Consider the following 25,602-nt stretch of genomic DNA (forward strand, 5'->3'; position numbering starts at 1 on the left):
CCACCTGACCCCATGCCGAACTCAGAAGTGAAACGCCGTAGCGCCGATGGTAGTGTGGGGTCTCCCCATGTGAGAGTAGGGAACTGCCAGGCATCAAACAAGTGAAGAGGCCATCCGAAAGGATGGCCTTTTTGCGTTTATGCGCCAAAAAAACGGCAGGCCGGGTAAGGCAAGCCGCCACCCGGCACGTCAGACCGCACTCCACGTCACAATAAAGCCCGCAATCCCATCCACATCATTTAAGTCCAGCACCGGAACCTCAAGCGGCAATACCACATCACTGGCCACCGCAATCACATGCTCATCCAGCGTTAACTCGCTGAAATCATGCCCGGCATCGCTTCTGAACAGTAGGATCTTAGGCACTGCCTCATGCTTAAATCCTTCAATCAGCACCAGATCCAGGGTGGAATGATCCATCCGACTGACCAGATAAGCGAGATCCAGCGGCGCCTCGTCCGGCGTTTCTGTCATTAACGCCCAGCGCTGAGGACTTGCTACCATCGTTTGTGCTGCTCCGGCCTTACGCAGCTCATAGCTGTCTTTTCCTGGCGTATCGATATCCATGTTGTGATGACTATGCTTAATCAATCCAGGACGAAGGCCTCTGGCACACAGCGCGGGTATCAGCTTTTTCAGCAGCGTGGTTTTCCCGGTCCCACTCCATGCGGAAATGGCTAAAAGAGGTATCATTTTTTCTCCTGCATCATCTGCAAATCTTCATGCGTGTTCACGTTCACAAACGCTGATTTCACATCGCTAAAATCAACGGAATGGCCACCAGACTCACGCATGAAGACCATCACCCTGCGCTCTCCCGCAGCCAGATAGCTCTGCAGAGCAGGCGCTAGCGAACGATGCATCAACGCGACAGCAGGATGGTCACGCTCGCCGTCATGTACCCAAACCACAGGAGCTGTACCACGAAGCAGGAGCAGACGCTCGACAAGACAGGAGGGAATAAACGGCGTATCGCAAGGGCAGAAGATAAACCACTCTCCGTGCGACTGTTGCATGACCGAAAGCATACCGGCAAGCGGTCCCGGGTAATTCTCAAGGCTATCCTGATAAACGGCGTACCCGCTGCGTCGGTAAGTGTCGATATGCCTGTTCGCGCTGATGGCCATTGCCGTCACCTGGCCGGCAAGCGTATCGGCGACATGCTGCCACAAGGGCTTTCCATTAAGAAGCTGAAGCCCCTTATCTTTACCGCCCATTCGCGTTGCTCTGCCGCCTGCCAGAACGACCCCGATGATTTCCTGGCTAACATTCACGAATATCGCCTCTTTTATTGTGGGATTGACCCTGCTAACGTGTCACTCTAAATGAAAGGAGCACCACCATGAAATGTAAACGTCTGAATGAAGTTATTGAACTCCTCCAGCCCGCCTGGCAAAAAGAGCCAGAGCTAAATCTGATGCAATTTTTACAGAAACTGGCGAAAGAGTCAGGTTTTGACGGCGATCTGGCAGACCTTTCTGACGACATCCTGATCTACCACCTTAAAATGCGCGACTCCGCCAAAGATGCTGTTATTCCTGGTATTCAGAAAGATTATGAGGAAGATTTTAAGACCGCATTATTGCGCGCCCGAGGCGTAATTAAAGAGTAAAAGCTTGTAAGCGGCGGCACCGAAATCGCCACAAGATGATATCCTGAATCATTCGTATAATTTCCGGATGATCGGATGAACGACCAGGCTTTTACTTTCCAGACATTACACCCGGACACCATTATGGATGCCCTGTTTGAACAGGGTATTCGGGTGGATTCCGGGCTAACCCCATTAAACAGCTACGAAAACCGCGTCTATCAATTTCAGGACGAGGATCGTCAGCGCTTCGTCGTAAAGTTCTATCGTCCTGAACGCTGGTCCGCTGAACAAATTCAGGAAGAGCATCAGTTTGCTCACGATCTGCTGGATGACGATGTTCCCGTTGCCGCACCGCTAAAATTCAATAACCAAACGCTCCTCACGCACGAAGGGTATTACTACGCAGTATTCCCAAGCCTGGGTGGTCGTCAGTTTGAAGCGGATAATATCGATCAGATGGAATGGGTTGCCCGCTATCTTGGGCGTATCCACCAGACGGGACGCAAAAAAGCCTTTATTGCCCGTCCAACGATGGGGATTCAGGAATACCTCCTTGAACCGCGCGAACTATTCGAAACGTCTGCAATGATCCCCGCTGCGCTAAAGGATGATTTCCTCAACGCCACCGATAAGCTTATTGCTGCAGTGAAAACCTGCTGGCGCGATGATATTTCCGTTCTGCGCCTGCATGGCGATTGTCACGCCGGGAATATTCTCTGGCGTGATGGCCCGCTGTTTGTCGATCTCGATGATGCGCGTATGGGGCCAGCGGTTCAGGACCTGTGGATGCTGCTCAATGGCGACAAAGCCGAGCAACGCATGCAGCTTGAAACCATTATTGAAGCTTATGAAGAATTTAGCCCGTTTAATTCAGACGAAATTGCCCTGATTGAGCCTTTACGTGCGATGCGTTTTGTTTATTATCTCGCATGGTTAATCAGGCGTTGGGACGATCCGGCATTTCCTCGCAATTTCCCGTGGCTTACCGGAGAGGATTACTGGCGTAGCCAGATATCTACATTTACTGAGCAGGTTAAGGTTCTTCAGGAGCCCCCTCTGCAATTAACGCCGATGTATTAATTGGACACACCCAGGAGAGAGTTAATCATGAAAAAAATTTGGCTGGCGCTGGCAGGTATGATTCTGGCATTTAGCGCTTCTGCTGCGCAGTTTACCGACGGAAAACAGTATATCACGCTGGACAAGCCGGTCGCTGGCGAGCCACAGGTTCTGGAGTTCTTCTCGTTCTATTGCCCACACTGCTATCAGTTCGAGCAGGTGCTGCATGTCTCTGACAGCGTGAAGAAAAAGCTGCCGGAAGGCACCAAAATGACCAAGTACCATGTTGAGTTCCTGGGCCCATTGGGTAAAGACCTGACTCAGGCATGGGCGGTGGCGATGGCACTGGGCGTGGAAGATAAGATCACTTCGCCAATGTTTGAAGCCGTACAGAAAACCCAGACCGTTCAGACCACTGCAGATATCCGTAAAGTGTTTGTTGATGCTGGCGTGAAAGGTGAAGAGTACGATGCCGCATGGAACAGCTTCGTGGTGAAATCACTGGTTGCCCAGCAGGAAAAAGCGGCTGCTGACCTCCAGCTTCAGGGCGTTCCGGCGATGTTTGTTAACGGCAAATACCAGCTGAACATGCAGGGTATGGACACCAGCAGCATGGATATCTTCGTACAGCAGTATGCTGATACCGTGAAATACCTGGTTGAGAAGAAGTAATTTCGCTGATGTAAAAACGCCGGTCACTGACCGGCGTTTTTGTATGAAGATTTTATCTTGTCTATCTGTTCGTCTTTCTCTTTCCAGAGCGTATTAAGCCACTGCTGGAAACGACGTTTGAAGTTCTTATCGTTTACGTAATCACCGTGCAGTTCAGCGTCTATCGGGACCAGATCGACGTGCACGACAATGCGCGTCAGTTTGCCGCTGAGCATATCGAAGAACGGCGTCCTGTCGTTTTCCGGATAGCAGAGCGTGACGTTAAGAAGTTTATCGAACTGTGCTCCCAGCACGTTAAGCGCCATCGCAATCCCCGCCGCCTTTGGCGGCAACAGATGCTGATAAGGAGAGCGAGTTTGCTGGCGCTTCTCTTCCGTAAACCGGGAGCCTTCAACAAAGTTAACGATGGTCGTTGGATGTGCGCGAAACTTTTCACAGGAACGGCGCGTGGTCTCCACATCCTTACCGCGACGTTCGGGATGACGAATCAAATAGCTGCGCGAATAGCGTTTCATAAACGGCATATCGAGCGCCCAGCAGGCCAGCCCGATAAAAGGCACCCAGGCGAGCTGCTGTTTAAGGAAGTATTTGTTCATCGGGATGTGTTTGCGAAAAAGCACGCATAACACCACGATGTCCGCCCAGCTGTGGTGATTGCAGATCAGCAGATACCAGTTCTTTTTGTTGAGACTCTCCAGCCCTTTGACATCCCACCTCAAATGCGGGTTAAGGCACAACAGGATCGCCAGTCCTTCGCACCAGCAATACATCATGAAGTTACAAAATGCGGATACGGCTCGCCACACCACGGGTACAGGCAGCAGCAGTTTAATGATCCCGGCGAGAATGATCGGCACGGAACAGGCGATCGTCACCAGAATAGTTAAAATGATGCTTAGCAGTAATGTTATTGCAGCGAGCAATCTCGACATGATGAGCTTTTTCAAATAGTTAGCTGTAAGTGAGCGACCGACTAGTCGACGCTGGGCGCTGATTTTACCAGAAAACAGACAAATGAATGGCGCTTTCACATGATGATTTGGCGGCTTTTACCCTGGCGCAGCAGATTTCTCTGGGGTTCTGCGCGAATCAAGGCTTATATCCACATAGACTAAATTGCCATCAGTTGGCCATATAGATAAGATCTGACAACATAACAGCATGATAATTAAGATCTAAATATTACCTCATATGTGTTTTTTGCGTCTGTTATTCATATGAAGTGAAAATATACACAAACTTATCCACAGTTTGATTTTTGCGAGCGATCCTCACGATCGCAAAATCTTTTCCTGTATCTGGCGCTAATAACTGATGTTTTCATCCTTCTGTGGCATCCTTTATCCATAAATTGATTAAAGGCACGGACATTATGGTTCAGATCCCAGAAAACCCTCTTATTCTCGTCGATGGCTCTTCTTACCTGTATCGGGCATACCATGCGTTTCCTCCTCTGACCAATAGCGCAGGGGAACCCACCGGCGCAATGTACGGCGTGCTGAACATGCTGCGCAGCCTGATCCTTCAGTATCAGCCAACCCATGCGGCTGTCGTCTTTGATGCGAAAGGTAAAACCTTCCGCGATGAGCTGTTTGAGCATTACAAATCCCACCGTCCGCCAATGCCTGACGATCTGCGTGCGCAGATTGAGCCGCTGCACGCCATGGTAAAAGCGATGGGGCTGCCGCTGCTGGCCGTCTCCGGCGTTGAAGCCGATGACGTCATCGGCACGCTGGCGCGTGAAGCAGAAAAAATGGGGCGTCCTGTGCTGATCAGCACCGGTGATAAAGATATGGCGCAGCTGGTAACGCCAGGTATCACCCTGATTAACACCATGACCAACACCATTTTGGGGCCAGAAGAAGTGGTCACTAAGTATGGCGTGCCGCCTGAGCTGATTATCGACTTCCTCGCGTTGATGGGCGACTCCTCGGATAACATCCCTGGTGTTCCCGGCGTCGGTGAGAAAACCGCGCAGGCGCTGCTTCAGGGGCTTGGCGGGCTGGATACGCTCTACGCCGAATCAGACAAAATCGCCGGGCTCTCCTTCCGTGGTGCAAAAACCATGGCCGGGAAGCTGGAAGAGAACAAAGAGGTGGCTTATCTCTCCTATAAGCTGGCAACCATTAAAACCGATGTCGAACTGGAGCTGGGCTGTGAGCAGCTGGAAGTGCAGCAGCCTTCCGCTGACGATCTGCTGAGCCTGTTTAAGAAATACGAATTTAAGCGCTGGATCACTGACGTGGAAGCCGGCAAGTGGCTGCAGGCAAAAGGGGCGAAACCTGCTGCAAAGCCGAAGGAGACGATTGTCGTTGACGCAGAAGAGCAGGCGGAAGAAGAAGCCGTGGCGCTTTCCTTCGACAACTACGAAACCCTTCTTGAAGAGTCGCAGCTCATTGCCTGGATCGAAAAACTGAAAAAAGCGCCGGTCTTCGCCTTTGACACAGAAACGGACAGTCTCGATAACATTTCTGCCAATATGGTAGGCCTGTCATTTGCGACAGAACCTGGTCATGCGGCCTATGTTCCCGTTGCGCACGATTACCTGGATGCGCCGGAGCAGATCTCCCGTGAACGCGTGCTTGAGCTGCTGAAGCCGATCCTGGAAGACGAAAAGGCGCTTAAGGTTGGGCAAAACCTCAAGTACGATCGTGGCATTCTGCAAAACTACGGCATTGAACTGCGCGGGATCGCCTTCGACACCATGCTCGAATCCTACATTCTGGACAGCGTCGCGGGTCGCCATGATATGGATTCCTTATCTGACCGCTGGCTCAAGCACAAAACGATCACCTTCGAAGAGATTGCCGGCAAAGGGAAAAATCAGCTCACCTTTAACCAGATTGCTCTCGAAGAGGCAGGACGCTACGCGGCGGAAGACGCTGACGTCACGCTGCAGCTGCACCTGAAAATGTGGCCAAAACTGCAGAAGCACGAAGGTCCGCTGAATGTGTTCCAGCATATCGAGATGCCGCTGGTGCCCGTGCTGTCACGCATTGAACGTAACGGCGTGAAAATAGACCCAACGGTGCTGCATAACCACTCCGGGGAGCTGGCGCAGCGCCTGACCGAGCTGGAGCAAAAAGCGCATGAGCTTGCAGGCGAGCCGTTTAACCTCTCTTCACCGAAGCAGCTGCAAACCATCCTGTTTGAAAAGCAGGGCATCAAGCCGCTGAAGAAAACCCCTGGCGGCGCGCCGTCAACCTCTGAAGAGGTGCTGGAAGAGCTGGCGCTGGATTATCCGCTGCCGAAAGTGATTCTGGAGTACCGTGGTCTCGCGAAGCTGAAGTCTACCTACACTGATAAGCTCCCGCTGATGATCAACCCGAAAACGGGCCGCGTGCATACCTCATACCATCAGGCTGTCGCGGCGACCGGTCGACTCTCGTCTACCGATCCCAACCTGCAGAACATCCCGGTACGTAACGAAGAAGGCCGTCGTATTCGCCAGGCTTTCATCGCTCCAGAGGATTATCTGATTGTCTCGGCGGACTACTCGCAAATCGAACTGCGCATTATGGCGCACCTGTCCCGTGACAAAGGCCTGTTGAGCGCATTTGCCGAAGGGAAGGATATCCACCGGGCAACCGCGGCAGAAGTCTTCGGTTTGCCGCTGGACAGCGTGACCAACGAACAGCGCCGCAGCGCTAAGGCGATCAACTTCGGTCTGATTTACGGCATGAGTGCATTCGGGCTTTCGCGCCAGCTCAACATTCCGCGTAAAGAGTCGCAGAAGTATATGGATCTCTACTTCGAGCGTTATCCGGGGGTGCTGGAATATATGGAACGCACCCGCGCGCAGGCGAAGGAGAAAGGTTATGTCGAAACCCTTGATGGTCGCCGTCTCTACTTACCTGACATCAAATCCAGCAACGCGGCGCGTCGCGCTGGCGCAGAGCGTGCGGCGATCAACGCCCCGATGCAGGGTACCGCGGCGGACATTATTAAGCGTGCAATGATCGCCGTTGATGCCTGGCTGGAAAAAGAGAAGCCTCGCGTGAAAATGATCATGCAGGTACACGATGAACTGGTATTTGAAGTGCACAAAGACGATCTCGACGCCGTGTCGAAGAAGATCCACGAACTGATGGAAAGCAGCATGACGCTTGACGTGCCGTTGCTGGTGGAAGTGGGAAGTGGTGAAAACTGGGATCAGGCTCACTAACGGTTCTTCGCATAACGCGCCTTTTATGTAAGTTTGCAACATAACAACGCGCGTTTTGTGACGATCATTAGAATTCCCTATGTAAAGAATGAAAAAAAACTACAAAAAGTGCTTTTTCTGCAGCACAAAAAGGGGTAGAGTTATCGGCGTAGGGTACAGAGGTAAGATGTTCTATCTTTCAGACCTTTTACTTCACGTAATCGGATTTGGCTGAATATTTTAGCCGCCCCAGTCAGTAATGACTGGGGCGTTTTTTATTGCGGCAAAGAAAAATTCAGGCAAAAAAAACGCGGCCATCGCCGCGCTCGGTATTACTCTTCTTCCGCTTCCGTCGCGGGTTCCAGCTCGCTAAACCAGGTGTCGAGCTTCTGACGCAGCTTGTCCACACCCTGCTTTTTCAGCGAGGAGAACGGCTCAACCTGCACGTCACCGTTGAACGCCAGCACCGCTTCGCGAACCATATTCACCTGCGCTTTGCGTGCGCCACTTGCCAGCTTATCGGCTTTCGTCAGCAGCACCAGCACGGCGATATCGCTTGCCACAGCCCAGTCGATCATCTGCTGATCCAGATCTTTCAGGGGATGGCGAATATCCATCAGCACCACCAGACCTTTCAGGCACAGGCGTTTTTCCAGGTATTCCCCCAGCGCACGCTGCCACTTGATTTTCATCTCTTCCGGTACCTGCGCGTAACCGTAGCCCGGTAAGTCGACCAGGCGTTTGCCCTCTGCGACTTCAAACAGGTTGATGAGCTGGGTACGGCCAGGTGTTTTTGAGGTACGCGCCAGGCTCTTCTGATTGGTCAGCGTATTCAGGGCGCTGGACTTCCCCGCATTGGAGCGGCCAGCAAAGGCCACTTCAATACCGGTATCAGAAGGGAGGTGGCGAATATCGGGCGCACTGGTGACAAAATGCGTCTGTTGGTAGTTCCAGGTAGTCACGTGGTCGTCTCCAAAATCGTAATCTGAGGGGGATTATACCTGAATGCAGGCAAAAGGCTTTTCTGATTGCCAGGACTTGTAGGCGAATGCCCCAACCAGTGTGAGAGATCGGCCAGAGAGGCTATGGGAGATTTCAGAGAATTCGCAGGCGTCAAAAAAACCAAACTGTTTTAAATCATAAGCTTATTTCCGGGTAATTGTCTGAAAATCCCTTTTTGTACCGTTTCGTTGCTTGTTAGTTTAACGGAACAAGGTAAAGTGTGCGTCAGGGCGAGGAAGCCAGCAGGATATCGACTTAAGGATTAGGGTCAGGAGCGCCAGGAGGCGAAGACGCAGGATTGTCAGGATGACCAGCGCCTGGAGGCGTTTAAACAGGAAAGGGAACCGTATCACGGACGGTATTAGCCAAGGGATAAACAGGGTTTGTTGTTGGCAAACACGGAATGTCTGACCCGCTAAGGGTTGTGAGTCAGGAAAAAAGGCGACAGATTGCTCTGTCGCCTTTTTTCTTTGCTTGCTTTCTGCTAGATTTCGCCGCAATTCTATACTGAAGAAAACGACTTAAAGATAAAACATCATGAAAAAACCAACCTCCGCTGCGGGCGCGAAACGCCCTGCAAAAGCACGCCGCAAAACGCGCGAAGAACTGAACCAGGAAGCGCGCGATCGCAAACGCGACAAAAAACATCGCGGTCATGCTGCGGGTAGCCGTGCCAACGGTGGTGGTGCAGCGGGCGCTTCTGCAAAAGGCAAACAGCAGAAAGATCCTCGTATCGGCAGTAAAACTCCCATTCCACTGGGCGTGACAGACACCCCGGTCACTAAGCAGCACAAACCAAAGAGCGAGAAACCTATGCTTTCACCGCAGGCTGAGCTGGATTTGCTGGAGAACGATGAGCGCCTGGACGCGCTGCTGGAACGTCTTGAAGAGGGTGAAACCCTGACCGCCGAAGAGCAGTCATGGGTGGATGCCAAACTGGATCGCATCGACGAGCTGATGCAGAAGCTGGGTCTGTCTTACGATGACGAAGACGACGAAGAAGAAGACGAAAAGCAGGAAGATATGATGCGTCTTCTGAAGGGTGGAAACTAACATTTGCACCCGGCAGGCACGATAGTCCTGCTTATAACCCTTCCGGTTATATGTTATCTGGTGTGGTTATTCGTTAAACTACGGCGGTTGTCGCGGCGACAGAAGTGGCTGCGCACCCGAGTGATGGCCCGCGATGGGGCCAGAACGGGCCGCCGTATACGAACGCGACACCAACGGAAGGAGTGAGCATGTCAGCACCAACTATCGACTGGGATTTGGCCCTAATCCAGAAATATAACTATTCCGGGCCGCGTTATACGTCATACCCCACCGCGCTGGAGTTCTCCGATGCCTTCGGAGAGCGTGCTTTCCAGCAGGCTGTCGCGCGCTATCCTGAGCGTCCGCTGTCTCTCTACGTCCATATTCCGTTCTGCCATAAGCTGTGTTACTTCTGCGGCTGCAATAAAATCGTGACCCGTCAGCAGCATAAAGCCGACCAGTACCTTGATGCGCTCGAACAAGAAATTGTGCATCGCGCGCCGCTGTTTGCTGGCCGTCACGTCAGCCAGCTTCACTGGGGCGGCGGTACGCCAACCTATCTGAATAAAGCGCAAATAAGCCGCCTGATGACCCTGCTGCGCGGCAATTTCAGTTTTAACGCCGACGCTGAAATCTCGATCGAAGTCGATCCGCGTGAAATTGAGCTGGATGTACTGGATCACTTACGCGCCGAAGGCTTCAATCGTCTGAGCATGGGCGTGCAGGATTTCAATAAAGAGGTTCAGCGTCTGGTGAATCGCGAGCAGGACGAAGAATTTATCTTTGCCTTACTCAATCACGCGCGTGAGATTGGCTTCACCTCGACCAATATTGACCTGATTTACGGCCTGCCAAAGCAAACGCCGGAAAGCTTCGCCTTCACCCTGAAGCGCGTGGCCGAACTCAACCCGGACCGCCTGAGCGTCTTTAACTACGCGCATCTGCCGACGCTGTTTGCTGCCCAGCGCAAAATCAAAGATGCCGATCTGCCTTCTGCCCAGCAGAAGCTGGATATCCTGCAGGAAACGATCACCTCGCTGACCGAAACCGGCTATCAGTTTATCGGGATGGATCACTTTGCCCGTCCGGATGACGAACTGGCGGTAGCTCAGCGCGAAGGGGTCCTGCACCGCAACTTCCAGGGCTACACGACCCAGGGCGATACCGATTTGCTGGGAATGGGCGTCTCCGCCATCAGCATGATTGGCGACTGCTACGCGCAAAACCAGAAAGAACTGAAGCTGTATTACCAGCAGGTTGATGAGACGGGCAACGCGCTGTGGCGCGGCATTGCATTAACGCGCGATGACTGTGTCCGTCGCGATGTGATTAAGGCGCTTATCTGCAACTTCCGTCTCGATTTCAGCGACGTGGAAGCGCAGTGGGAGCTGAACTTCAGCGATTATTTCGCAGAAGACCTGAAGCTTCTGGCGCCGCTGGCGAAAGACGGGCTGGTGGATGTGTCGGAGAGCGCGATTGAGGTCACGCCGAAAGGGCGTCTGTTGATCCGTAATATCTGCATGTGCTTCGACGCGTATCTGCGTCAGAAAGCGCGACTGCAGCAGTTCTCGCGGGTGATTTAAGCCGCAAAAGCGCAAACGTAGGCCGGGTAAGGCGAAGCCGCCACCCGGCTTTTACGTTCAACCCCGCTAGCTAAACAGCCCAACCAGCGCCGCACACAACATAGCCGCAACGGCGGTTTGTGGCGTGTGGCTTTCAGCGGCTCCGCTAGAGAGCATATTCACGATTGTTTCCAGCATGATGTTCACCCCCAATTTCCGGGCACGATCATACAAAACTCATCGGAACAGTAAAGCGCAAAATAACGGCGATTTGCGCTCAATTAATAACCTTTACACTTCGGGGACGATCACTCCATTCCCAGCTCTTTAAGCTTGCGCGTCAGGGTATTACGTCCCCATCCCAACAGGCGAGCGGCTTCCTGCTTGTGACCCTGCGTATGACGAAGCGCGGTAGTTAACAGCGTACGCTCCATCTCTGGCTGAGCTTCAGACAGCAGGTTTTGATGACCGGAACGCAACGCGCGGTCGGCCCACTGCGCCAGCAGCGTTGCCCAGCTGTCCGGCAGCGCGTGCCCGGTAGTGCTTTCAGGCGCGGTCGCTTCAAACAGCTCAGCGGGTAAATCCTGAATCAGCACTTCCTGCCCGGCGGCCATCACGGTTAACCAGCGGCAGGTGTTCTCCAGCTGACGCACGTTGCCCGGCCACGCCAGGCGCGTCAGAGCGGCATCGGTTTCCGGGTGAAGCTGCTTGGCTTCCACACCCAGCTCGCGGGCGGCCACCTGCAGAAAATGACGCGCCAGGCGGGGAATATCTTCCCGACGCTCACGCAGCGGCGGCAGATGAACGCGGATGACGTTCAGGCGATGGAATAAATCCTCACGGAATTTCCCTTCCTGCACGCGTTGCTCCAGGTTCTGGTGGGTCGCGGCAATAATGCGCACGTCTACCTTCACCGGCGCATAGCCGCCCACGCGGTAAAACTGTCCGTCGGCCAGCACGCGCAGCAGGCGGGTCTGGACATCCAGCGGCATATCGCCAATTTCGTCCAGGAACAACGTGCCACCGTCAGCCTGTTCGAAACGCCCCTGACGAATGGTATTAGCGCCGGTAAATGCCCCTTTTTCATGGCCGAACAGTTCGGACTCAATCAAATCCTTCGGGATCGCCGCCATATTCAGAGCGATAAACGGCGCTTTTGCCCGCGGGCTGTGGCGATGCAATGCATGCGCCACAAGCTCTTTACCGGTTCCCGATTCACCGTTAATCAATACGCTGATGGACGAGCGGGACAAACGACCGATAATGCGAAACACGTCCTGCATCGCCGGCGCTTCGCCGATGATGTCTGTCGTTGGCCCAAAATCGGGCGCGTGGCGCGGCTGCTGCTGCTCCTGATAATGGCTAATCGCGCGCTCAACCAGCGCCACCGCTTCGTCAATATCAAACGGTTTGGGCAGGTAATCGAACGCCCCTTGCTGATAGGCGCTCACTGCGGCATCCAGATCGGAATGCGCGGTCATTATGATGACCGGAAGCATAGGGTGGCGTTGTTTGATCTGCTTTAACAGCGCCAGCCCGTCCATGCCCGGCATACGAATATCCGAAAGCAGAACATCCGGCGTTTTGGTGGTGAGTGCATCGAGCACTTCGCTGCCGCTCTCAAACGTCGTGCAGCTTAATCCTGCCCCTGTGAGCGCGCGTTCAAGCACCCAACGGATGGAGCTATCGTCATCGACTACCCAGACTATCCCTCGTTGCATAAACGTCACCTTTATTTTTTAATCGGCAGGAAAACCGAAAACTCGGTATGTCCCGGCCAACTGGTAAATTCAATTTTCCCGGAGTGTTGATCGATCAAACTGCGGGCAATGGATAAGCCCAGGCCGGTCCCGCCTTCGCGACCGCTTACCATCGGGTAGAACAGGGTATCCTGCAGATGCGATGGAATGCCGGGCCCGTTATCCTCAACGTCGATTCGGGCCGCCAGCCGGTAGCGCACGCCGTGTAACGTGAGCTGGAAGGCGGTGCGGGTGCGTAAAATAATCTCGCCCCCTTCAGGCCCCAGCGCCTGCAGGGCATTACGCACAATATTCAACAGGACCTGCTCAATCTGGTCCGGATCATGGGCCAGTTCCGGCAGGCTTGGGTCGTAATCACGTACCAGCGTGACGTTCTCCGGCAGCTCCATTGAGACGAGCTTCACCACCCGTTCAGCCACTTTATGGATGCTTTCAGTGACGTGCATGCCCGGCTGCTGCGGACCAAGAAGACGGTCTACCAGATTTCGCAGACGGTCGGCCTGCTCAATGATGACGTTGGTGTACTCCGCCAGCGCGGGATCGGGGAGTGCCTTGGTCAGAAGCTGCGCCGCGCCGCGTAACCCACCCAACGGGTTTTTGATTTCATGCGCCAGACCGCGCACCAGGTCACGGGCGGCAATTTGCTGCGCATGCTGAAGCTGCTCCTGGCTCAGTCGACGCTGATTATCCATCGGCGCCATTTCCAGCAGGATCATCCCATCGGGAAGACGCTGCGCGGTCAACGACAGAATGTGCGAGCGCCCGTCGATCACCAGCGTCACTTCGTTATCGGTAAACCCCTGGCCAGCCTGCAAACTTTCCTGCATCAGGCCAATATTCAGCGAAAAATAGCTCAGGAGTTCAGGAAGCGGGGTGCCGAACAGTTTACGTGCGCTTTGGGCGAGCAGCTGCTGCGCCGCCGGGTTGGCGTAATGAACGGCCAGCTCGTCATCGACCAGCAAAATGCTGTTAATCAAAGAATTGAGGATCTGCCCAGCATCGGGCAGCGTGCCAGTTGCCATTCAGCAGTCTCCTGGAGTTGTTGCACTGTTTTAGTGCAGTATAGCGTTTTCGGCGTAAATAGCGCGTGAGATCAGGTTGTTGGTGGAGAAAAAAGCCCATCCGGAGATGGGCTAAAAGTTTCCACGGCAACTACCCCCGGCGCTTGTCACGCCGGGTAAAACAACTTTATTAAACGCTGTAGTACAGTTCGAACTCAACCGGGTGTGGCGTCATACGCACACGGTCGTTCTCTTCAATACGCAGGGCGATGTAAGCGTCAATCGCTTCATCAGTGAACACACCACCTGCAGTCAGGAACTCGCGGTCTGCGTCCAGCGCCTGCAGGGCTTCTTCCAGAGAGCCAGCAACCTGTGGGATCTCTTTCGCTTCTTCTGGCGGCAGGTCGTACAGGTTTTTGTCCATCGCTTCGCCCGGGTGGATCTTGTTCTTAATACCGTCCAGACCGGCCATCAGCAGTGCTGCGAAGCACAGGTATGGGTTAGCCGCTGGATCCGGGAAGCGCACTTCGATACGACGTGCTTTAGGAGACGCCACCACCGGAATACGGATAGAAGCAGAACGGTTACGTGCAGAGTAGGCCAGCATCACTGGCGCTTCGTAGCCCGGGACCAGACGCTTGTAGGAGTTAGTGGTTGGGTTCGCCAGGGCGTTGATCGCTTTAGCGTGTTTGATAACACCACCGATGTAGTGCAGCGCCTGCTCGGACAGACCGGCATATTTGTCGCCAGAGAACAGGTTGGTACCGTTCTTGGACAGAGACATGTGGCAGTGCATACCGGAACCGTTATCGCCAAACATTGGTTTTGGCATGAAGGTCGCGGTTTTACCGAAACGGTGCGCAACGTTGTGCACAACGTATTTGTAAATCTGAATCTCATCCGCTTTCTTGGTCATGGTGTTAAAGCGGGTAGCGATTTCGTTCTGGCCAGCAGTCGCCACTTCGTGGTGGTGCGCTTCAACAACCAGGCCCATCTCTTCCATGATCATACACATGGTAGAACGGATGTCCTGTGAAGAATCGACAGGAGGAACCGGGAAGTAACCGCCTTTCACGCCAGGACGGTGACCTTTGTTACCACCTTCGTATTTGGTGGAAGAGTTCCATGCGCCTTCGATGTCATCGATAGCCACGTGGGAACCAGAAATTGAAGCGCCGAAACGGATGTCGTCAAACAGGAAGAACTCTGGCTCTGGTCCGAACAGAACGGTGTCTGCGATGCCGGTAGAACGCAGGTACTCTTCAGCACGTTTTGCGATAGAACGTGGGTCACGGTCGTAGCCCTGCAGCGTGCCTGGCTCGAGGATGTCGCAACGGATGATCAGGGTTGGTTCTTCGAAGAACGGGTCAATGAGCGCAGTGGTCGCGTCCGGCATCAGAACCATGTCGGATTCGTTAATGCCTTTCCAGCCACCAATGGAGGAGCCGTCAAACATTTTGCCTTCTTCGAAGAATTCGGCGTTCACCTGATGAGCAGGGATTGTGACGTGCTGTTCTTTACCTTTGGTATCGGTGAAGCGCAGATCAACAAACTTCACTTCATGTTCGTTCAGCATCGTCAAAACGTGTTCAGCGGACATACTTAACTCTCCAGATTGGTCATTGTCGTCGTGGTAACGAGGTCTTCAATTTCTGTTTGTACTGGCTGGTGCCATGTATTTTTTATAAAGCGAAATCTGTGCCAACTTTTAAAACACCCCAAAAAGGCGTTATCATGCGCACCATAGTGCAAAAGGGCTGCACCACGATGGATTTGTTGCACCAGTATAGTGCTTCAATGTGAACATTGAGCACCATATTGGTGCAATTTACGTTAAAGTGCCCTTTTACCGCTCCGTGAAAGCGATCACAAAGCATCCCTGCATGACTTGTTTGCGGGGGATGTTTGTGATCCTGTTTTGTAGTGCGATTAATCCGTGTACAATAACGCGCTATTTCTAAATGCCTGAGGCAAAGTTGTGATCGAAAATTTGCGTAACATCGCCATCATCGCGCACGTAGACCATGGTAAAACTACCCTGGTTGACAAGCTGCTGCAGCAATCCGGTACGTTTGATGCGCGTGCCGAAACCCAAGAACGCGTGATGGACTCCAACGATTTGGAGAAAGAGCGTGGGATTACCATCCTCGCGAAAAACACCGCGATTAAATGGAATGACTACCGTATCAACATCGTTGATACCCCAGGGCACGCCGACTTCGGTGGTGAAGTTGAACGTGTAATGTCCATGGTAGACTCCGTTCTGCTGGTCGTTGACGCAATGGATGGCCCAATGCCACAGACGCGCTTCGTGACCAAAAAAGCTTTTGCCCATGGTCTGAAGCCAATCGTTGTTATCAACAAAGTTGACCGCCCTGGCGCGCGTCCTGACTGGGTTGTTGACCAGGTCTTCGACCTGTTCGTTAACCTCGACGCGACCGACGAGCAGCTGGACTTCCCTATCGTTTACGCCTCTGCGCTGAACGGTATCGCAGGTCTGGACCACGAAGACATGGCTGAAGACATGACCCCGCTGTATCAGGCGATTGTTGACCGTGTTCCTGCGCCAAACGTCGATCTCGACGGTACCCTGCAGATGCAGATCTCTCAGCTCGACTACAACAACTACGTTGGCGTAATCGGCATTGGTCGTATCAAGCGCGGTAAAGTGAAGCCAAACCAGCAGGTTACTATCATCGATAGCGAAGGCAAAACCCGTAACGGTAAAGTTGGTAAAGTGCTGACTCACCTGGGTCTTGAGCGTATCGAGAGCGACATCGCTGAAGCGGGCGACATTATCGCTATCACCGGTCTGGGTGAACTGAACATCTCCGACACCATCTGCGATCCGCAGAACGTCGAAGCGCTGCCAGCCCTGTCCGTTGATGAACCAACCGTATCCATGTTCTTCAACGTCAACACCTCTCCGTTCTGTGGTAAAGAAGGTAAGTTCGTTACCTCTCGTCAGATCCTTGACCGTCTGAACAAAGAGCTGGTGCACAACGTTGCGCTGCGCGTTGAAGAAACCGAAGACGCTGATGCATTCCGCGTTTCGGGTCGTGGTGAGCTGCACCTGTCTGTTCTGATCGAAAACATGCGTCGTGAAGGTTTCGAAATGGCGGTTTCCCGTCCGAAAGTAATCTTCCGCGAAATCGACGGCCGTAAACAAGAGCCGTTCGAAAACGTGACGCTGGACGTTGAAGAGCAGCACCAGGGTTCTGTGATGCAGGCTCTGGGTGAGCGTAAAGGCGACCTGAAAAACATGAATCCAGATGGCAAAGGCCGCGTACGTCTCGACTACGTGATCCCAAGCCGTGGCCTGATCGGCTTCCGTTCAGAGTTCATGACCATGACCTCCGGTACCGGTCTGCTGTACTCCACCTTCAGCCACTACGACGACGTTCGTCCGGGCGAAGTGGGCCAGCGTAACAACGGCGTGCTGATCTCCAACGGTCAGGGTAAAGCGGTTGCGTTTGCGCTGTTCGGTCTGCAGGATCGCGGTAAGCTGTTCCTGGGTCACGGTGCTGAAGTTTATGAAGGCCAGATCATCGGTATTCACAGTCGTTCTAACGACCTGACCGTAAACTGCCTGACCGGTAAGAAACTGACCAACATGCGTGCGTCCGGTACTGACGAAGCAACGGTTCTGGTTCCACCGATCAAGATGACTCTGGAGCAGGCTCTGGAATTCATCGATGATGACGAACTGGTAGAAGTGACTCCACAGTCAATTCGTATCCGTAAACGTCACCTGACCGAGAACGATCGTAAACGTGCTATGCGCGGTGCGAAAGAAGACTAATACGGTCAATCTATAGGCCGGGTAAGCGCACGCGCCACCCGGCAGGTAAAAAGCCGCTGATCCCTCAGCGGCTTTTTTATTCGATGATCGCCAGAATTCTTCATTACCCGGGGACGTTATGTCCCAACGCTATCTTTTTCCTGCGAAATTCACGGATTAGGGTAACTCTGCTCCATTTATCACGAACACCCGATCTGCCGATGAAATCGTGGTTTCGCGATGCGCGATAATAATCCTCGTAATGTTCATCGCCTGTATAGACTGATTGACCTGACTTTCACTGGTTTTATCAAGGTGGCTGGTCGCCTCGTCCATGAATAAAATACCCGGTTTACGGTATAATGCCCGGGCAATATAAATCCGCTGTTTTTGACCGCCGGACAACCCTTCCCCAAGTTCACCAATCAGTGTCTCGTAACCCATTGGTAGCTTTAAAATGTCATTATGAATATGGCTTGCGATAGCGCATTGCACCATCCACTGCTCGTCAATGTCAGGCCGAAAACCGGCGATATTCTCTTTGATTGAGCCTGAAAACAGCTTATCTTCCTGCATGATACAGGCAATGCGTTCAGCATAATGCTCGAAACCAAGTTGCTTAATATCAATGCCATTAATTCGGACGCAGCCGTTCGACGGTTCGAATAAACCGCACAACACTTTCATCAAGGTGCTTTTACCTGAACCCGATACGCCCGTAATAGCAATACTCTCTCCGGCATGAATGGTCAGATTCAGTTTGCTGAAGATAGGGTCCGCATGGTTATCATAACGGTAAGTCAGATCCTGAGTTTCGAGCGTTAAGGCTCCGTGTGGTAAACGCAGCGGGCTGGTGGCCGTTGAAGAAGATGCTTCCTGCAGCGCAATATCGGCAACGCGTTCATTGTGTAAGTTGATGATCTTCAGCTGAATGATAAAGTTGATCAGGGCATTTATTCGGTCATAGAACTGACTCCTGAAGGTGTTAAATGCGATAAACATACCGATGGTTAAATGACTATCCATCATCAGCCTGCCGCTAACCCACAGGATAACAATTTGGTCGCAGGCGGCGATAAAAGAGACGACGCCACCAAAGAAAAGATCCATTCGCGTCAAACGAATGCCTGTATTGACCTTATCTGAAAAAAGATTAAACCAGTTATTGATTCTCAGGTCAGTCATCCCCTGAATCTTAATCGTCGCGATACCGTACAGGGTTTCCATAAAATAAGAATTAAGGCGTGCTTCCTTGATTAACTCTTCTTCGGATAGCTGGCGATAGTATCGATAGGTAGCAAACCGAATGAAGGTGTATATTGCGGTAAAAGAGACCACTATCATGCTGAGCTGCAGGTTGTATAAAAACATCATTACCAGCAAACCCATGAGCATTAGCGTATCAATAATGCTACCAGTCAAACCTGTGGTAAAAGTGGCCCGTATAACATCAAGCGAGTGGAAGCGAGACTGAATGTCCCCCAGTTTGCGTCTTTCAAAATAGGTGGTCGGTAGCTTAATAAGGTGAGAAAAGAGGCTAAAACTCCACTGGACGTCGATGAGTGTTCCCAGTATCAGCGTGGTCCAGGAGCGTATGACACTGACCGTCAAACGTAACAGAATCAGAATAAACAACCCAAGACAGATGATATTAAGTAAACCGTAATCTCCGGATGCAATCACATTATCCGTGACTAATTGTGTCCCCACTGGCATTAGCAGGCTGATCAACTCAATCACCAGCGATAAGAAAAATACCTTCGTCAGTGAAGTTATCAGTCCATTGATATTCTTTAATAACGTGGTCGCTTTTAACCTGTTTTGCTTCTTTTGAACTGAGAAAGTGGTTCCCGGCCATACCTCAAGCACAACACCAGTAAAATGTTGGGACAATTCGGGCATGCTAATCACCCGTCGTCCAAACGCAGGGTCGTGGATCACCGCGCTGTTCTTATCGACCTTAATCAGTACGACAAAATGGTTAAAATCCCAATGCAATATGCAGGGCTTACGCACGTCATGTAATTCCTGAAGGTCCACGGACAATGCGCGTGACGACATCTCCAGTTCACTGGCAATTGCTTTTATCGCATTGAGGTTGACCCCACGTGATGACAAATTGAATTGTTGCCGGAGTTGCAGTAGATCCACCTGCTTGCCATAAAAACTGCATATCATTGAAAGACAGGCCAGGCCACATTCGGACGCTTCGGTTTGAAAGACAACTGGGATGCGTTTAAATATTTTCAGATCCAACTTGCGCAGCAGCGTCTCAAGTGTATAAAGATTATTCATTACCTGCGTCCGTTACGCTCATTTTCATTTCGTAAAATGGCGATAATAACCACTCATAGATATGTCTCTTTTCAAGGAAAAGAGAAATCTGCGCTTTGGCTCCCTGGCTCAGTGAGAGTTGTTTTCCATGAACTTGCACAGACTGTAGGTCAGGTTTGATCATGATTTTGTACCAGGACTTTTTATCGTCATAGAATTCATGTGCGATGGTCTGCTTTGACAGGAGTTCTGGCTTCGATGCCGGAAGCCTGGATATTGCTGATATTGATGCCCTGAACTGACCAAATTTTTCATAAGGAAAGGCGTCGTAACTAACATTAACGCGCTGGCCAATCGCCAGATAAGGAAGAACTTCATCCGGAACCCAGGTTTCGAGATAGCATGGAGAATGGATATTCTGCTGAACTCGCGCCAGTACATCGCCTGCGCCGATCATCTTACCTTGCGCCGTATTGATGGAGTCGATTAAGCCATCGGCTGTTGCCACGATGACATAATTACCTTCCGCTTCTGTATTTAACTTTTCTTTTTGCAGTTCGTATATTTTTTGCTCAAGCTGGTAAATCTGTTGGTCATAATCAGCGCTCTGGGACTGGATTTGCTGATTGAGCGCATCGATCTGAACCTGGTCCTGTGATTTTCTGGCGACCAGGTCAGAAACATTGCTCTGCTGTTGGTAGAGTAGTGCGTTTTGACTGCTCATCTGGTCTTTGGTGACCAGACCTTTTTCCTGATAACCACGGTAATCGTTAACGTTCTTCTCAATCTGATGCAGTTCCCGCTCAGCCTGCACCAGTAGCCCAGATGAGGTATTAAAACTGGACTGATAATGATCTTTTTGAGTCGTCAGCGCGTTGAGCGTACGGTTTTTCGAAGAGTTCAAATTTGCCATCATTACGCTGATACTCTTTATCTGTAGCGCGATCTCCTTTTTTTTATTCTCATCAACCAGGCCTGATTGCGTCGATACACCCGAATGAATGAGAAAGAGAGCATCACCTTTTTTTACGCGATCGCCTTCATTAACAAAACTCTGCACGACTGTACCCTGCATTGATGCAGAGATATTCACTGAGCCAGGGAAAGTGGTTATTTCACCGTGAACGATGACGCGACGGGTGTAGGAACCTTTGGTAATAAAAATAGAAATGGAAGCAATAAAAAAAATGCTGAGCAATATGATAAGAGCAAAAGGGATGCCCGGCAGAAGAACAGCTTTCCCTTCCCACCGTGTACTCTGATATTCAATAGCTTCCTTGCGAAACATATCTGGCCTCCTGCGGGGTGGAAATAGCCGCCAAATATCAGCGGCTATGAGTTATAATGGTTCAGGAATTAATGTCTACCGTGATCATTACCCTGGCGGCCACCGCCACTTTTCGAACCACCATTACCTTTTGATGAACCACCGCTTTTACCACCAACGTTAACCGAGCAACCACCGCTAAAGGATGTGCTTTCAGAGTGAGAACCATCTTTGTTAGTGGTGCTGGTGTGAGAATAGCTGCCATTACAACCAGCGCTACCACCACCGAACATCCCACCAATCGCACTACCGATAGAACCCCACATTCCTGCACCGCTGACGTTACTTAATTCACTTTCATTGAGTTCACGCATTATTAATTTTCCTTGCAATAGTGAGCAAAAGGTATACCCATAATATCCATAGACTTTTTCCATACCATTTCACCATCCGTGAATGAAATGTTTTTTACGCCAAAACGCGTAAAATCCTTTTCGCTGTACGTCGACAGACCTGTGTCTGGATCACCAATATTTTCTTTTTGCCCGCAAAGTGGCATCATCCATGACACATTTATATCTTTGTAGAATGCTTTATCCGTTTTTCTTATTTCTGAGAAAATGCGATCTGTTATCGTTGTGTCTGTATTGATTTCTCCGTTAACCGTAGTTGTTAACTTATTGTCATCAGAATTAGGCGACCCATGGAAACCAATAATGGAACCATAGTTGATGATTTTGTTTTTTGCCGCTGGGAAAAGATAGTTAGCACAGGAAGAAAGGCATAATCGCCTGACCTCAATGTTAATTTCTTTATCATGAATAACTTTTGCTATTTTTATTGCAGTTTCGACATCGCCACCACCACTGTTTATGGATATCGTTCTGACAGGGATAAGGTTTTTTCTGATAAGCCCCACAATGATTTTGTCATCATCTTTGGATATGTTTCCGTCGATATATAACGTATCAAAAACGAGGTGGGTTGAAAGTTTTGGTTCAAGCCCTTGCTTCACAATCAGTTGGCTAGAGAGTTGATATAAAATATCTCTGCTGGCTTTTTTAAATCGGTAGGCATTGTATGAATAAATAGCGAATGCGCAGAGTATTGCTATTAATACGGCACTGAGGACGTATCCCTTTTTAATCTTCACGAAAGTGCAGCTCCATGTGTAAAGTAATGTAAACTTAGCATTATAAAAAAGAAGATAAATAGAGTATTTGTATCTAAATGTAAATTTAAGTAAAGTAAACTTGTTGCAATTTCTCGCAAAGCCGCGAGAAATGGGATTGCCATGGAAAAAACTGGGGGAATATGGTGATGAGAAAAAGCTTATGGAAGCGTTTTTCTATAATTTTTTGCAAAATGAACTAAAACGTATATCTTCGCAAAAACGCACTTAAATAAAACTCATCCCAGCCTATCGCCCGAAAGCCAATATCATCTTCCCGGGCTAAATTTTTGTTCTTCATACTGCTCCCTCTCAGCTGAATCTCGTGCATAGCCAAACTTTATCTTTCCCGCTACAGTTACCTCTCCACGGCGAGCAGGAGATAACCATGCTTTATATCTTTGATTTAGGAAACGTAATCGTCGATATCGATTTTAATCGCGTGCTGGGTGCGTGGAGCGACTTTAGCCGCGTTCCGCTGGCGACACTGAAGCAGAATTTCGCGATGGGCGAGACCTTCCATCAGCATGAACGCGGCGAGATCGGTGATGAAGAATTCGCTGAACGTTTCTGTCAGGAGATGGATCTACCGTTGAGCTACGAGCAGTTTTCACACGGCTGGCAGGCAGTATTTGTCGCCATCCGGCCTGAAGTGATCGACATAATGCATAAGCTTCGCGAGCAGGGCCATCGGGTCGTTGTGTTGTCCAATACCAACCGTCTGCACACGACGTTCTGGCCTGAGGAATACCCTGAAGTTAAGGCGGCGGCCGACAAGATCTATCTTTCGCAGGAGATGGGGATGCGTAAGCCTGAAGCGCGAATTTACCAGGCTGTTCTGCAGTCAGAGGGATTCACCGCGGCCGATGCGGTCTTTTTTGATGACAACGCCGATAATATAGAGGGAGCTAATCAGTTGGGTATCACGTCAATTCTGGTGACCGGAAAAGAGACGATACCAAACTACTTCGCGAAGCAGCTATGCTAAAAACCGTTCATCAAAAAGCCACGCACCATACTCGCCCGCTGCGGGCCTGGCTGAAACTGCTCTGGCACCGTATTGATGAGGACAATATGACCACGCTGGCGGGTAACCTCGCCTACGTGTCGTTGCTCTCATTAGTACCGCTGGTGGCGGTTATCTTTGCCCTGTTTTCCGCCTTTCCGATGTTTGCGGACGTCAGCCTGCAGCTTCGTCATTTTGTCTTCGCGAATTTCATTCCTGCAACCGGGGATGTCATCCAGAACTACATTGAGCAGTTTGTCGCCAATTCCAGCAAGATGACGGCTGTGGGGGCATGCGGGCTTATCGTCACCGCGCTGCTGTTGATGTACGCCATCGATAACGCGCTGAACACGATCTGGCGGAGCAAAAAAGCGCGGCCAAAGGTCTATTCCTTTGCCGTATACTGGATGATCCTCACGCTGGGGCCGCTGCTGGCCGGGGCGAGCCTGGCGATCAGTTCGTATCTCCTTTCCCTGCGCTGGGCGAGTGATTTAAACGGCGTAATTGATAATGCGCTTCGCATCTTCCCGTTGATCCTGTCGTGGCTCTCGTTCTGGCTGCTCTATAGCGTCGTGCCGACCACGCGCGTGCCTAACCGCGATGCGGTTGTGGGGGCGCTGGTGGCGGCGTTGCTTTTTGAGCTCGGTAAAAAAGGGTTTGCCCTCTACATCACCATGTTTCCGTCCTATCAGCTTATTTACGGCGTGCTGGCGGTGATCCCCATTTTGTTTGTCTGGGTCTACTGGACCTGGTGTATCGTCTTGCTTGGTGCTGAAATAACTGTCACTCTCGGTGTATACCGCGAACTTAAAAAAGCAGCAGCAGCTGAAAAACAACAAGAAGCAGACCAACCATGATTGCATTGATACAGCGCGTAACCCGTGCCAGCGTCACCGTGGAGGGAGAGGTGACGGGTGAAATTGGCCCAGGACTTTTGGTGTTGTTAGGTGTCGAAAAGGATGACGACGAACAAAAAGCCAACCGCTTATGTGAGCGCGTGCTGGGCTACCGTATTTTCAGCGATGCGGAAGGCAAGATGAACCTGAACGTCCAGCAGGCGGGCGGCAGCGTGCTGGTAGTTTCCCAGTTTACGCTGGCAGCGGATACCGAGCGCGGCATGCGCCCGAGCTTCTCTAAAGGCGCCGCGCCGGATCGTGCAGAAGCACTTTACGAGTACTTTGTTGAGCGTTGTCGCCAGCAGGAAATGAATACGCAAACCGGACGATTCGCTGCAGATATGCAGGTGTCGCTGGTGAACGATGGCCCCGTCACATTCTGGCTCCAGGTATGAGCATACTGGCGGCGTGGCCGCGGGTAACAAGAGAGAGTACAGCTATGTATCACCTTCGAGTACCGCAAACGGAAGAAGAGTTAGACGCTTATTACCAGTTCCGCTGGGAAATGCTGCGCAAGCCACTGCATCAGCCAAAAGGCTCTGAACGCGACGCCTGGGACGCGATGGCCCACCATCAGATGGTGATGGACGAAGAGGGTAACCTCGTCGCCGTCGGGCGTTTGTATATCAACGCCGATAACGAAGCGTCTATTCGCTTTATGGCGGTTCATCCCTCCGTGCAGGACAAAGGTCTGGGGACGCTAATGGCGATGACCCTGGAGTCCGTCGCCCGTCAGGAAGGCGTTAAGCGCGTCACCTGTAGCGCCCGCGAAGATGCCGTAGAATTCTTTGCCAAACTTGGTTTTGTGAATCAGGGGGAGATCACGACCCCGCAAACCACGCCGATTCGTCATTTTTTGATGATCAAACCCATCGCCACGCTGGACGATATTCTGCATCGCGCCGACTGGTGCGGACAGCTCCAGCAGGCCTGGTACCAGCACATTCCGCTCAGTGAAAAAATGGGCGTGCGTATTCAGCAGTACACCGGACAAAAATTTATTACCACCATGCCGGAAACCGGCAATCAGAACCCGCACCACACGCTGTTTGCCGGCAGCCTGTTCTCACTGGCCACGCTCACCGGCTGGGGGCTGATCTGGCTGATGCTGCGCGAGCGCCATCTGGGTGGCACCATCATTCTGGCCGATGCTCACATCCGCTATAGCGCACCGATCAGCGGCAAGCCGAGCGCGGTGGCCGATCTGGGGTCACTGGGCGGCGATCTGGACCGTCTGGCACGTGGCCGCAAGGCTCGCGTCCAAATGCAGGTTGAACTGTTTGGCGATAAAACACCGGGCGCGGTGTTTGAAGGCACCTATATCGTTCTTCCGGCGAAGCCCTTCGGCGCGTATGAAGAGGGTGGGAACGAGGAGGAGTAA

At 51.6% G+C, this 25,602-nt stretch carries 24 protein-coding genes and 1 rRNA gene; 13 read left to right on the forward strand and 12 right to left on the reverse strand.

Going from position 1 to position 25,602, the window contains the following annotated elements; genetic code table 11:
* Positions 1–92, forward strand: a 5S ribosomal RNA gene (rrf, locus tag AC0TOY_RS03440); the annotation flags it as partial.
* Between the two features lie 97 nt (positions 93–189).
* Here rrf and mobB read toward each other — a convergent pair.
* Positions 190–693 (reverse strand): molybdopterin-guanine dinucleotide biosynthesis protein MobB, encoded by a 504-nt coding sequence (mobB, locus tag AC0TOY_RS03445; protein ID WP_024909225.1) that lies wholly within the window; start codon positions 691–693, stop codon positions 190–192.
* Entirely contained in the window at positions 690–1,274 is a 585-nt protein-coding gene (gene mobA, locus AC0TOY_RS03450; protein ID WP_024909224.1) for a molybdenum cofactor guanylyltransferase MobA, read from the reverse strand. The genes mobB and mobA overlap by 4 nt, the downstream gene beginning before the upstream one ends.
* A 68-nt stretch (positions 1,275–1,342) precedes the next feature.
* Between mobA and AC0TOY_RS03455 the strand changes: the two genes are divergently transcribed.
* The 3 genes from AC0TOY_RS03455 to dsbA all read left to right on the forward strand — a co-directional run bounded on the left by AC0TOY_RS03455 (position 1,343) and on the right by dsbA (position 3,325).
* Complete coding sequence (locus tag AC0TOY_RS03455; RefSeq protein WP_008501866.1) at positions 1,343–1,612, forward strand: YihD family protein; 270 nt, start codon at positions 1,343–1,345, stop codon at positions 1,610–1,612.
* 75 nt (positions 1,613–1,687) lie between these two features.
* The gene (locus AC0TOY_RS03460; protein ID WP_024909223.1) at positions 1,688–2,674 is read left to right on the forward strand and encodes a serine/threonine protein kinase; all 987 of its coding nucleotides are present in this window, start codon (positions 1,688–1,690) and stop codon (positions 2,672–2,674) included.
* A gap of 27 nt (positions 2,675–2,701) precedes the next feature.
* Entirely contained in the window at positions 2,702–3,325 is a 624-nt protein-coding gene (gene dsbA, locus AC0TOY_RS03465; protein ID WP_024909222.1) for a thiol:disulfide interchange protein DsbA, read from the forward strand.
* A gap of 23 nt (positions 3,326–3,348) precedes the next feature.
* Here dsbA and AC0TOY_RS03470 read toward each other — a convergent pair whose 3' ends face one another.
* Positions 3,349–4,257: an acyltransferase gene (locus AC0TOY_RS03470; protein WP_473721499.1), complete on the reverse strand. Its 909-nt coding sequence runs from the start codon at positions 4,255–4,257 to the stop codon at positions 3,349–3,351.
* A gap of 440 nt (positions 4,258–4,697) precedes the next feature.
* Between AC0TOY_RS03470 and polA the strand changes: the two genes are divergently transcribed.
* Positions 4,698–7,490 carry a DNA polymerase I gene (gene polA, locus AC0TOY_RS03475; protein WP_248273408.1) on the forward strand — a complete coding sequence of 931 codons (2,793 nt, stop codon included), beginning with the start codon at positions 4,698–4,700 and terminating at the stop codon, positions 7,488–7,490.
* 166 nt (positions 7,491–7,656) lie between these two features.
* Positions 7,657–7,704 carry a small protein SpfP gene (spfP, locus tag AC0TOY_RS03480; RefSeq protein WP_071892919.1) on the forward strand — a complete coding sequence of 16 codons (48 nt, stop codon included), beginning with the start codon at positions 7,657–7,659 and terminating at the stop codon, positions 7,702–7,704.
* A gap of 97 nt (positions 7,705–7,801) precedes the next feature.
* On the opposite strand, the gene yihA is transcribed toward spfP, so the two are convergent.
* A complete protein-coding gene (yihA, locus tag AC0TOY_RS03485; protein ID WP_023309768.1) occupies positions 7,802–8,431 on the reverse strand; it encodes a ribosome biogenesis GTP-binding protein YihA/YsxC in 630 nt (209 codons plus the stop codon).
* A 577-nt stretch (positions 8,432–9,008) separates the two neighbouring features.
* Here yihA and yihI point away from each other — a divergent pair.
* A complete protein-coding gene (gene yihI, locus AC0TOY_RS03490; protein ID WP_014885763.1) occupies positions 9,009–9,524 on the forward strand; it encodes a Der GTPase-activating protein YihI in 516 nt (171 codons plus the stop codon).
* A 188-nt stretch (positions 9,525–9,712) separates the two neighbouring features.
* Positions 9,713–11,086, forward strand: coding sequence for an oxygen-independent coproporphyrinogen III oxidase (gene hemN, locus AC0TOY_RS03495; RefSeq protein WP_473721500.1), 1,374 nt, complete (start codon positions 9,713–9,715; stop codon positions 11,084–11,086).
* A gap of 66 nt (positions 11,087–11,152) precedes the next feature.
* Here the strand turns inward: hemN and AC0TOY_RS03500 are convergent, their stop codons facing one another.
* The 4 genes from AC0TOY_RS03500 to glnA form a co-directional block, all read right to left on the reverse strand.
* Positions 11,153–11,263: a YshB family small membrane protein gene (locus AC0TOY_RS03500; RefSeq protein WP_023333898.1), complete on the reverse strand. Its 111-nt coding sequence runs from the start codon at positions 11,261–11,263 to the stop codon at positions 11,153–11,155.
* A gap of 110 nt (positions 11,264–11,373) precedes the next feature.
* Positions 11,374–12,786, reverse strand: a complete 1,413-nt coding sequence (gene glnG, locus AC0TOY_RS03505) for a nitrogen regulation protein NR(I) (RefSeq protein WP_024909218.1) — start codon at positions 12,784–12,786, stop codon at positions 11,374–11,376.
* 11 nt (positions 12,787–12,797) lie between these two features.
* Positions 12,798–13,847, reverse strand: a complete 1,050-nt coding sequence (gene glnL / locus AC0TOY_RS03510) for a nitrogen regulation protein NR(II) (protein ID WP_023333897.1) — start codon at positions 13,845–13,847, stop codon at positions 12,798–12,800.
* 169 nt (positions 13,848–14,016) lie between these two features.
* On the reverse strand, positions 14,017–15,426 hold the full coding sequence (gene glnA / locus AC0TOY_RS03515; protein WP_024909217.1) for a glutamate--ammonia ligase: 1,410 nt from the start codon (positions 15,424–15,426) through the stop codon (positions 14,017–14,019).
* 378 nt (positions 15,427–15,804) lie between these two features.
* On the opposite strand from glnA, the gene typA reads away from it, so the two are divergent.
* On the forward strand, positions 15,805–17,628 hold the full coding sequence (gene typA / locus AC0TOY_RS03520; RefSeq protein WP_023331638.1) for a ribosome-dependent GTPase TypA: 1,824 nt from the start codon (positions 15,805–15,807) through the stop codon (positions 17,626–17,628).
* A gap of 156 nt (positions 17,629–17,784) precedes the next feature.
* On the opposite strand, the gene AC0TOY_RS03525 is transcribed toward typA, so the two are convergent.
* From AC0TOY_RS03525 to AC0TOY_RS03540, 4 genes are all read right to left on the reverse strand, one after another.
* Complete coding sequence (locus tag AC0TOY_RS03525) at positions 17,785–19,902, reverse strand: peptidase domain-containing ABC transporter (RefSeq protein WP_024909216.1); 2,118 nt, start codon at positions 19,900–19,902, stop codon at positions 17,785–17,787.
* Positions 19,895–21,169, reverse strand: coding sequence for an HlyD family secretion protein (locus tag AC0TOY_RS03530; protein ID WP_157189888.1), 1,275 nt, complete (start codon positions 21,167–21,169; stop codon positions 19,895–19,897). The genes AC0TOY_RS03525 and AC0TOY_RS03530 overlap by 8 nt, the downstream gene beginning before the upstream one ends.
* A 68-nt stretch (positions 21,170–21,237) precedes the next feature.
* Positions 21,238–21,522, reverse strand: a complete 285-nt coding sequence (locus tag AC0TOY_RS03535) for a hypothetical protein (RefSeq protein ID WP_023309759.1) — start codon at positions 21,520–21,522, stop codon at positions 21,238–21,240.
* Between the two features lie 2 nt (positions 21,523–21,524).
* Positions 21,525–22,301 (reverse strand): hypothetical protein, encoded by a 777-nt coding sequence (locus AC0TOY_RS03540; protein WP_473721501.1) that lies wholly within the window; start codon positions 22,299–22,301, stop codon positions 21,525–21,527.
* A 406-nt stretch (positions 22,302–22,707) separates the two neighbouring features.
* Here AC0TOY_RS03540 and yihX point away from each other — a divergent pair, with 406 nt between their 5' ends.
* From yihX to fabY, 4 genes are read left to right on the forward strand one after another with little or no spacing between them, the layout of a single operon-like run.
* Positions 22,708–23,307 (forward strand): glucose-1-phosphatase, encoded by a 600-nt coding sequence (gene yihX, locus AC0TOY_RS03545; RefSeq protein ID WP_090420827.1) that lies wholly within the window; start codon positions 22,708–22,710, stop codon positions 23,305–23,307.
* Positions 23,301–24,182, forward strand: a complete 882-nt coding sequence (locus AC0TOY_RS03550; protein ID WP_032648442.1) for a virulence factor BrkB family protein — start codon at positions 23,301–23,303, stop codon at positions 24,180–24,182. Before yihX ends, AC0TOY_RS03550 begins: the two co-directional genes overlap by 7 nt.
* Complete coding sequence (gene dtd, locus AC0TOY_RS03555) at positions 24,179–24,616, forward strand: D-aminoacyl-tRNA deacylase (protein WP_008501836.1); 438 nt, start codon at positions 24,179–24,181, stop codon at positions 24,614–24,616. Before AC0TOY_RS03550 ends, dtd begins: the two co-directional genes overlap by 4 nt.
* A gap of 44 nt (positions 24,617–24,660) precedes the next feature.
* On the forward strand, positions 24,661–25,602 hold the full coding sequence (gene fabY / locus AC0TOY_RS03560; protein ID WP_023309755.1) for a fatty acid biosynthesis protein FabY: 942 nt from the start codon (positions 24,661–24,663) through the stop codon (positions 25,600–25,602).

The sequence above is a fragment of the Enterobacter sp. PL_is379 genome (genome assembly GCF_055817355.1).

Excerpts from the sequence above, each read along its gene's own strand:
- mobB (WP_024909225.1), bottom strand. The coding sequence starts at position 693 with ATGATACCTCTTTTAGCCATTTCCGCATGGAGTGGGACCGGGAAAACC.
- AC0TOY_RS03455 (WP_008501866.1), top strand. The coding sequence starts at position 1,343 with ATGAAATGTAAACGTCTGAATGAAGTTATTGAACTCCTCCAGCCCGCC.
- AC0TOY_RS03460 (WP_024909223.1), top strand. The coding sequence starts at position 1,688 with ATGAACGACCAGGCTTTTACTTTCCAGACATTACACCCGGACACCATT.
- dsbA (WP_024909222.1), top strand. The coding sequence starts at position 2,702 with ATGAAAAAAATTTGGCTGGCGCTGGCAGGTATGATTCTGGCATTTAGC.
- AC0TOY_RS03470 (WP_473721499.1), bottom strand. The coding sequence starts at position 4,257 with ATGTCGAGATTGCTCGCTGCAATAACATTACTGCTAAGCATCATTTTA.
- polA (WP_248273408.1), top strand. The coding sequence starts at position 4,698 with ATGGTTCAGATCCCAGAAAACCCTCTTATTCTCGTCGATGGCTCTTCT.
- yihI (WP_014885763.1), top strand. The coding sequence starts at position 9,009 with ATGAAAAAACCAACCTCCGCTGCGGGCGCGAAACGCCCTGCAAAAGCA.
- hemN (WP_473721500.1), top strand. The coding sequence starts at position 9,713 with ATGTCAGCACCAACTATCGACTGGGATTTGGCCCTAATCCAGAAATAT.
- AC0TOY_RS03500 (WP_023333898.1), bottom strand. The coding sequence starts at position 11,263 with ATGCTGGAAACAATCGTGAATATGCTCTCTAGCGGAGCCGCTGAAAGC.
- glnG (WP_024909218.1), bottom strand. The coding sequence starts at position 12,786 with ATGCAACGAGGGATAGTCTGGGTAGTCGATGACGATAGCTCCATCCGT.
- glnL (WP_023333897.1), bottom strand. The coding sequence starts at position 13,847 with ATGGCAACTGGCACGCTGCCCGATGCTGGGCAGATCCTCAATTCTTTG.
- glnA (WP_024909217.1), bottom strand. The coding sequence starts at position 15,426 with ATGTCCGCTGAACACGTTTTGACGATGCTGAACGAACATGAAGTGAAG.
- AC0TOY_RS03525 (WP_024909216.1), bottom strand. The coding sequence starts at position 19,902 with ATGAATAATCTTTATACACTTGAGACGCTGCTGCGCAAGTTGGATCTG.
- AC0TOY_RS03530 (WP_157189888.1), bottom strand. The coding sequence starts at position 21,169 with ATGTTTCGCAAGGAAGCTATTGAATATCAGAGTACACGGTGGGAAGGG.
- AC0TOY_RS03535 (WP_023309759.1), bottom strand. The coding sequence starts at position 21,522 with ATGCGTGAACTCAATGAAAGTGAATTAAGTAACGTCAGCGGTGCAGGA.
- yihX (WP_090420827.1), top strand. The coding sequence starts at position 22,708 with ATGCTTTATATCTTTGATTTAGGAAACGTAATCGTCGATATCGATTTT.
- AC0TOY_RS03550 (WP_032648442.1), top strand. The coding sequence starts at position 23,301 with ATGCTAAAAACCGTTCATCAAAAAGCCACGCACCATACTCGCCCGCTG.
- dtd (WP_008501836.1), top strand. The coding sequence starts at position 24,179 with ATGATTGCATTGATACAGCGCGTAACCCGTGCCAGCGTCACCGTGGAG.
- fabY (WP_023309755.1), top strand. The coding sequence starts at position 24,661 with ATGTATCACCTTCGAGTACCGCAAACGGAAGAAGAGTTAGACGCTTAT.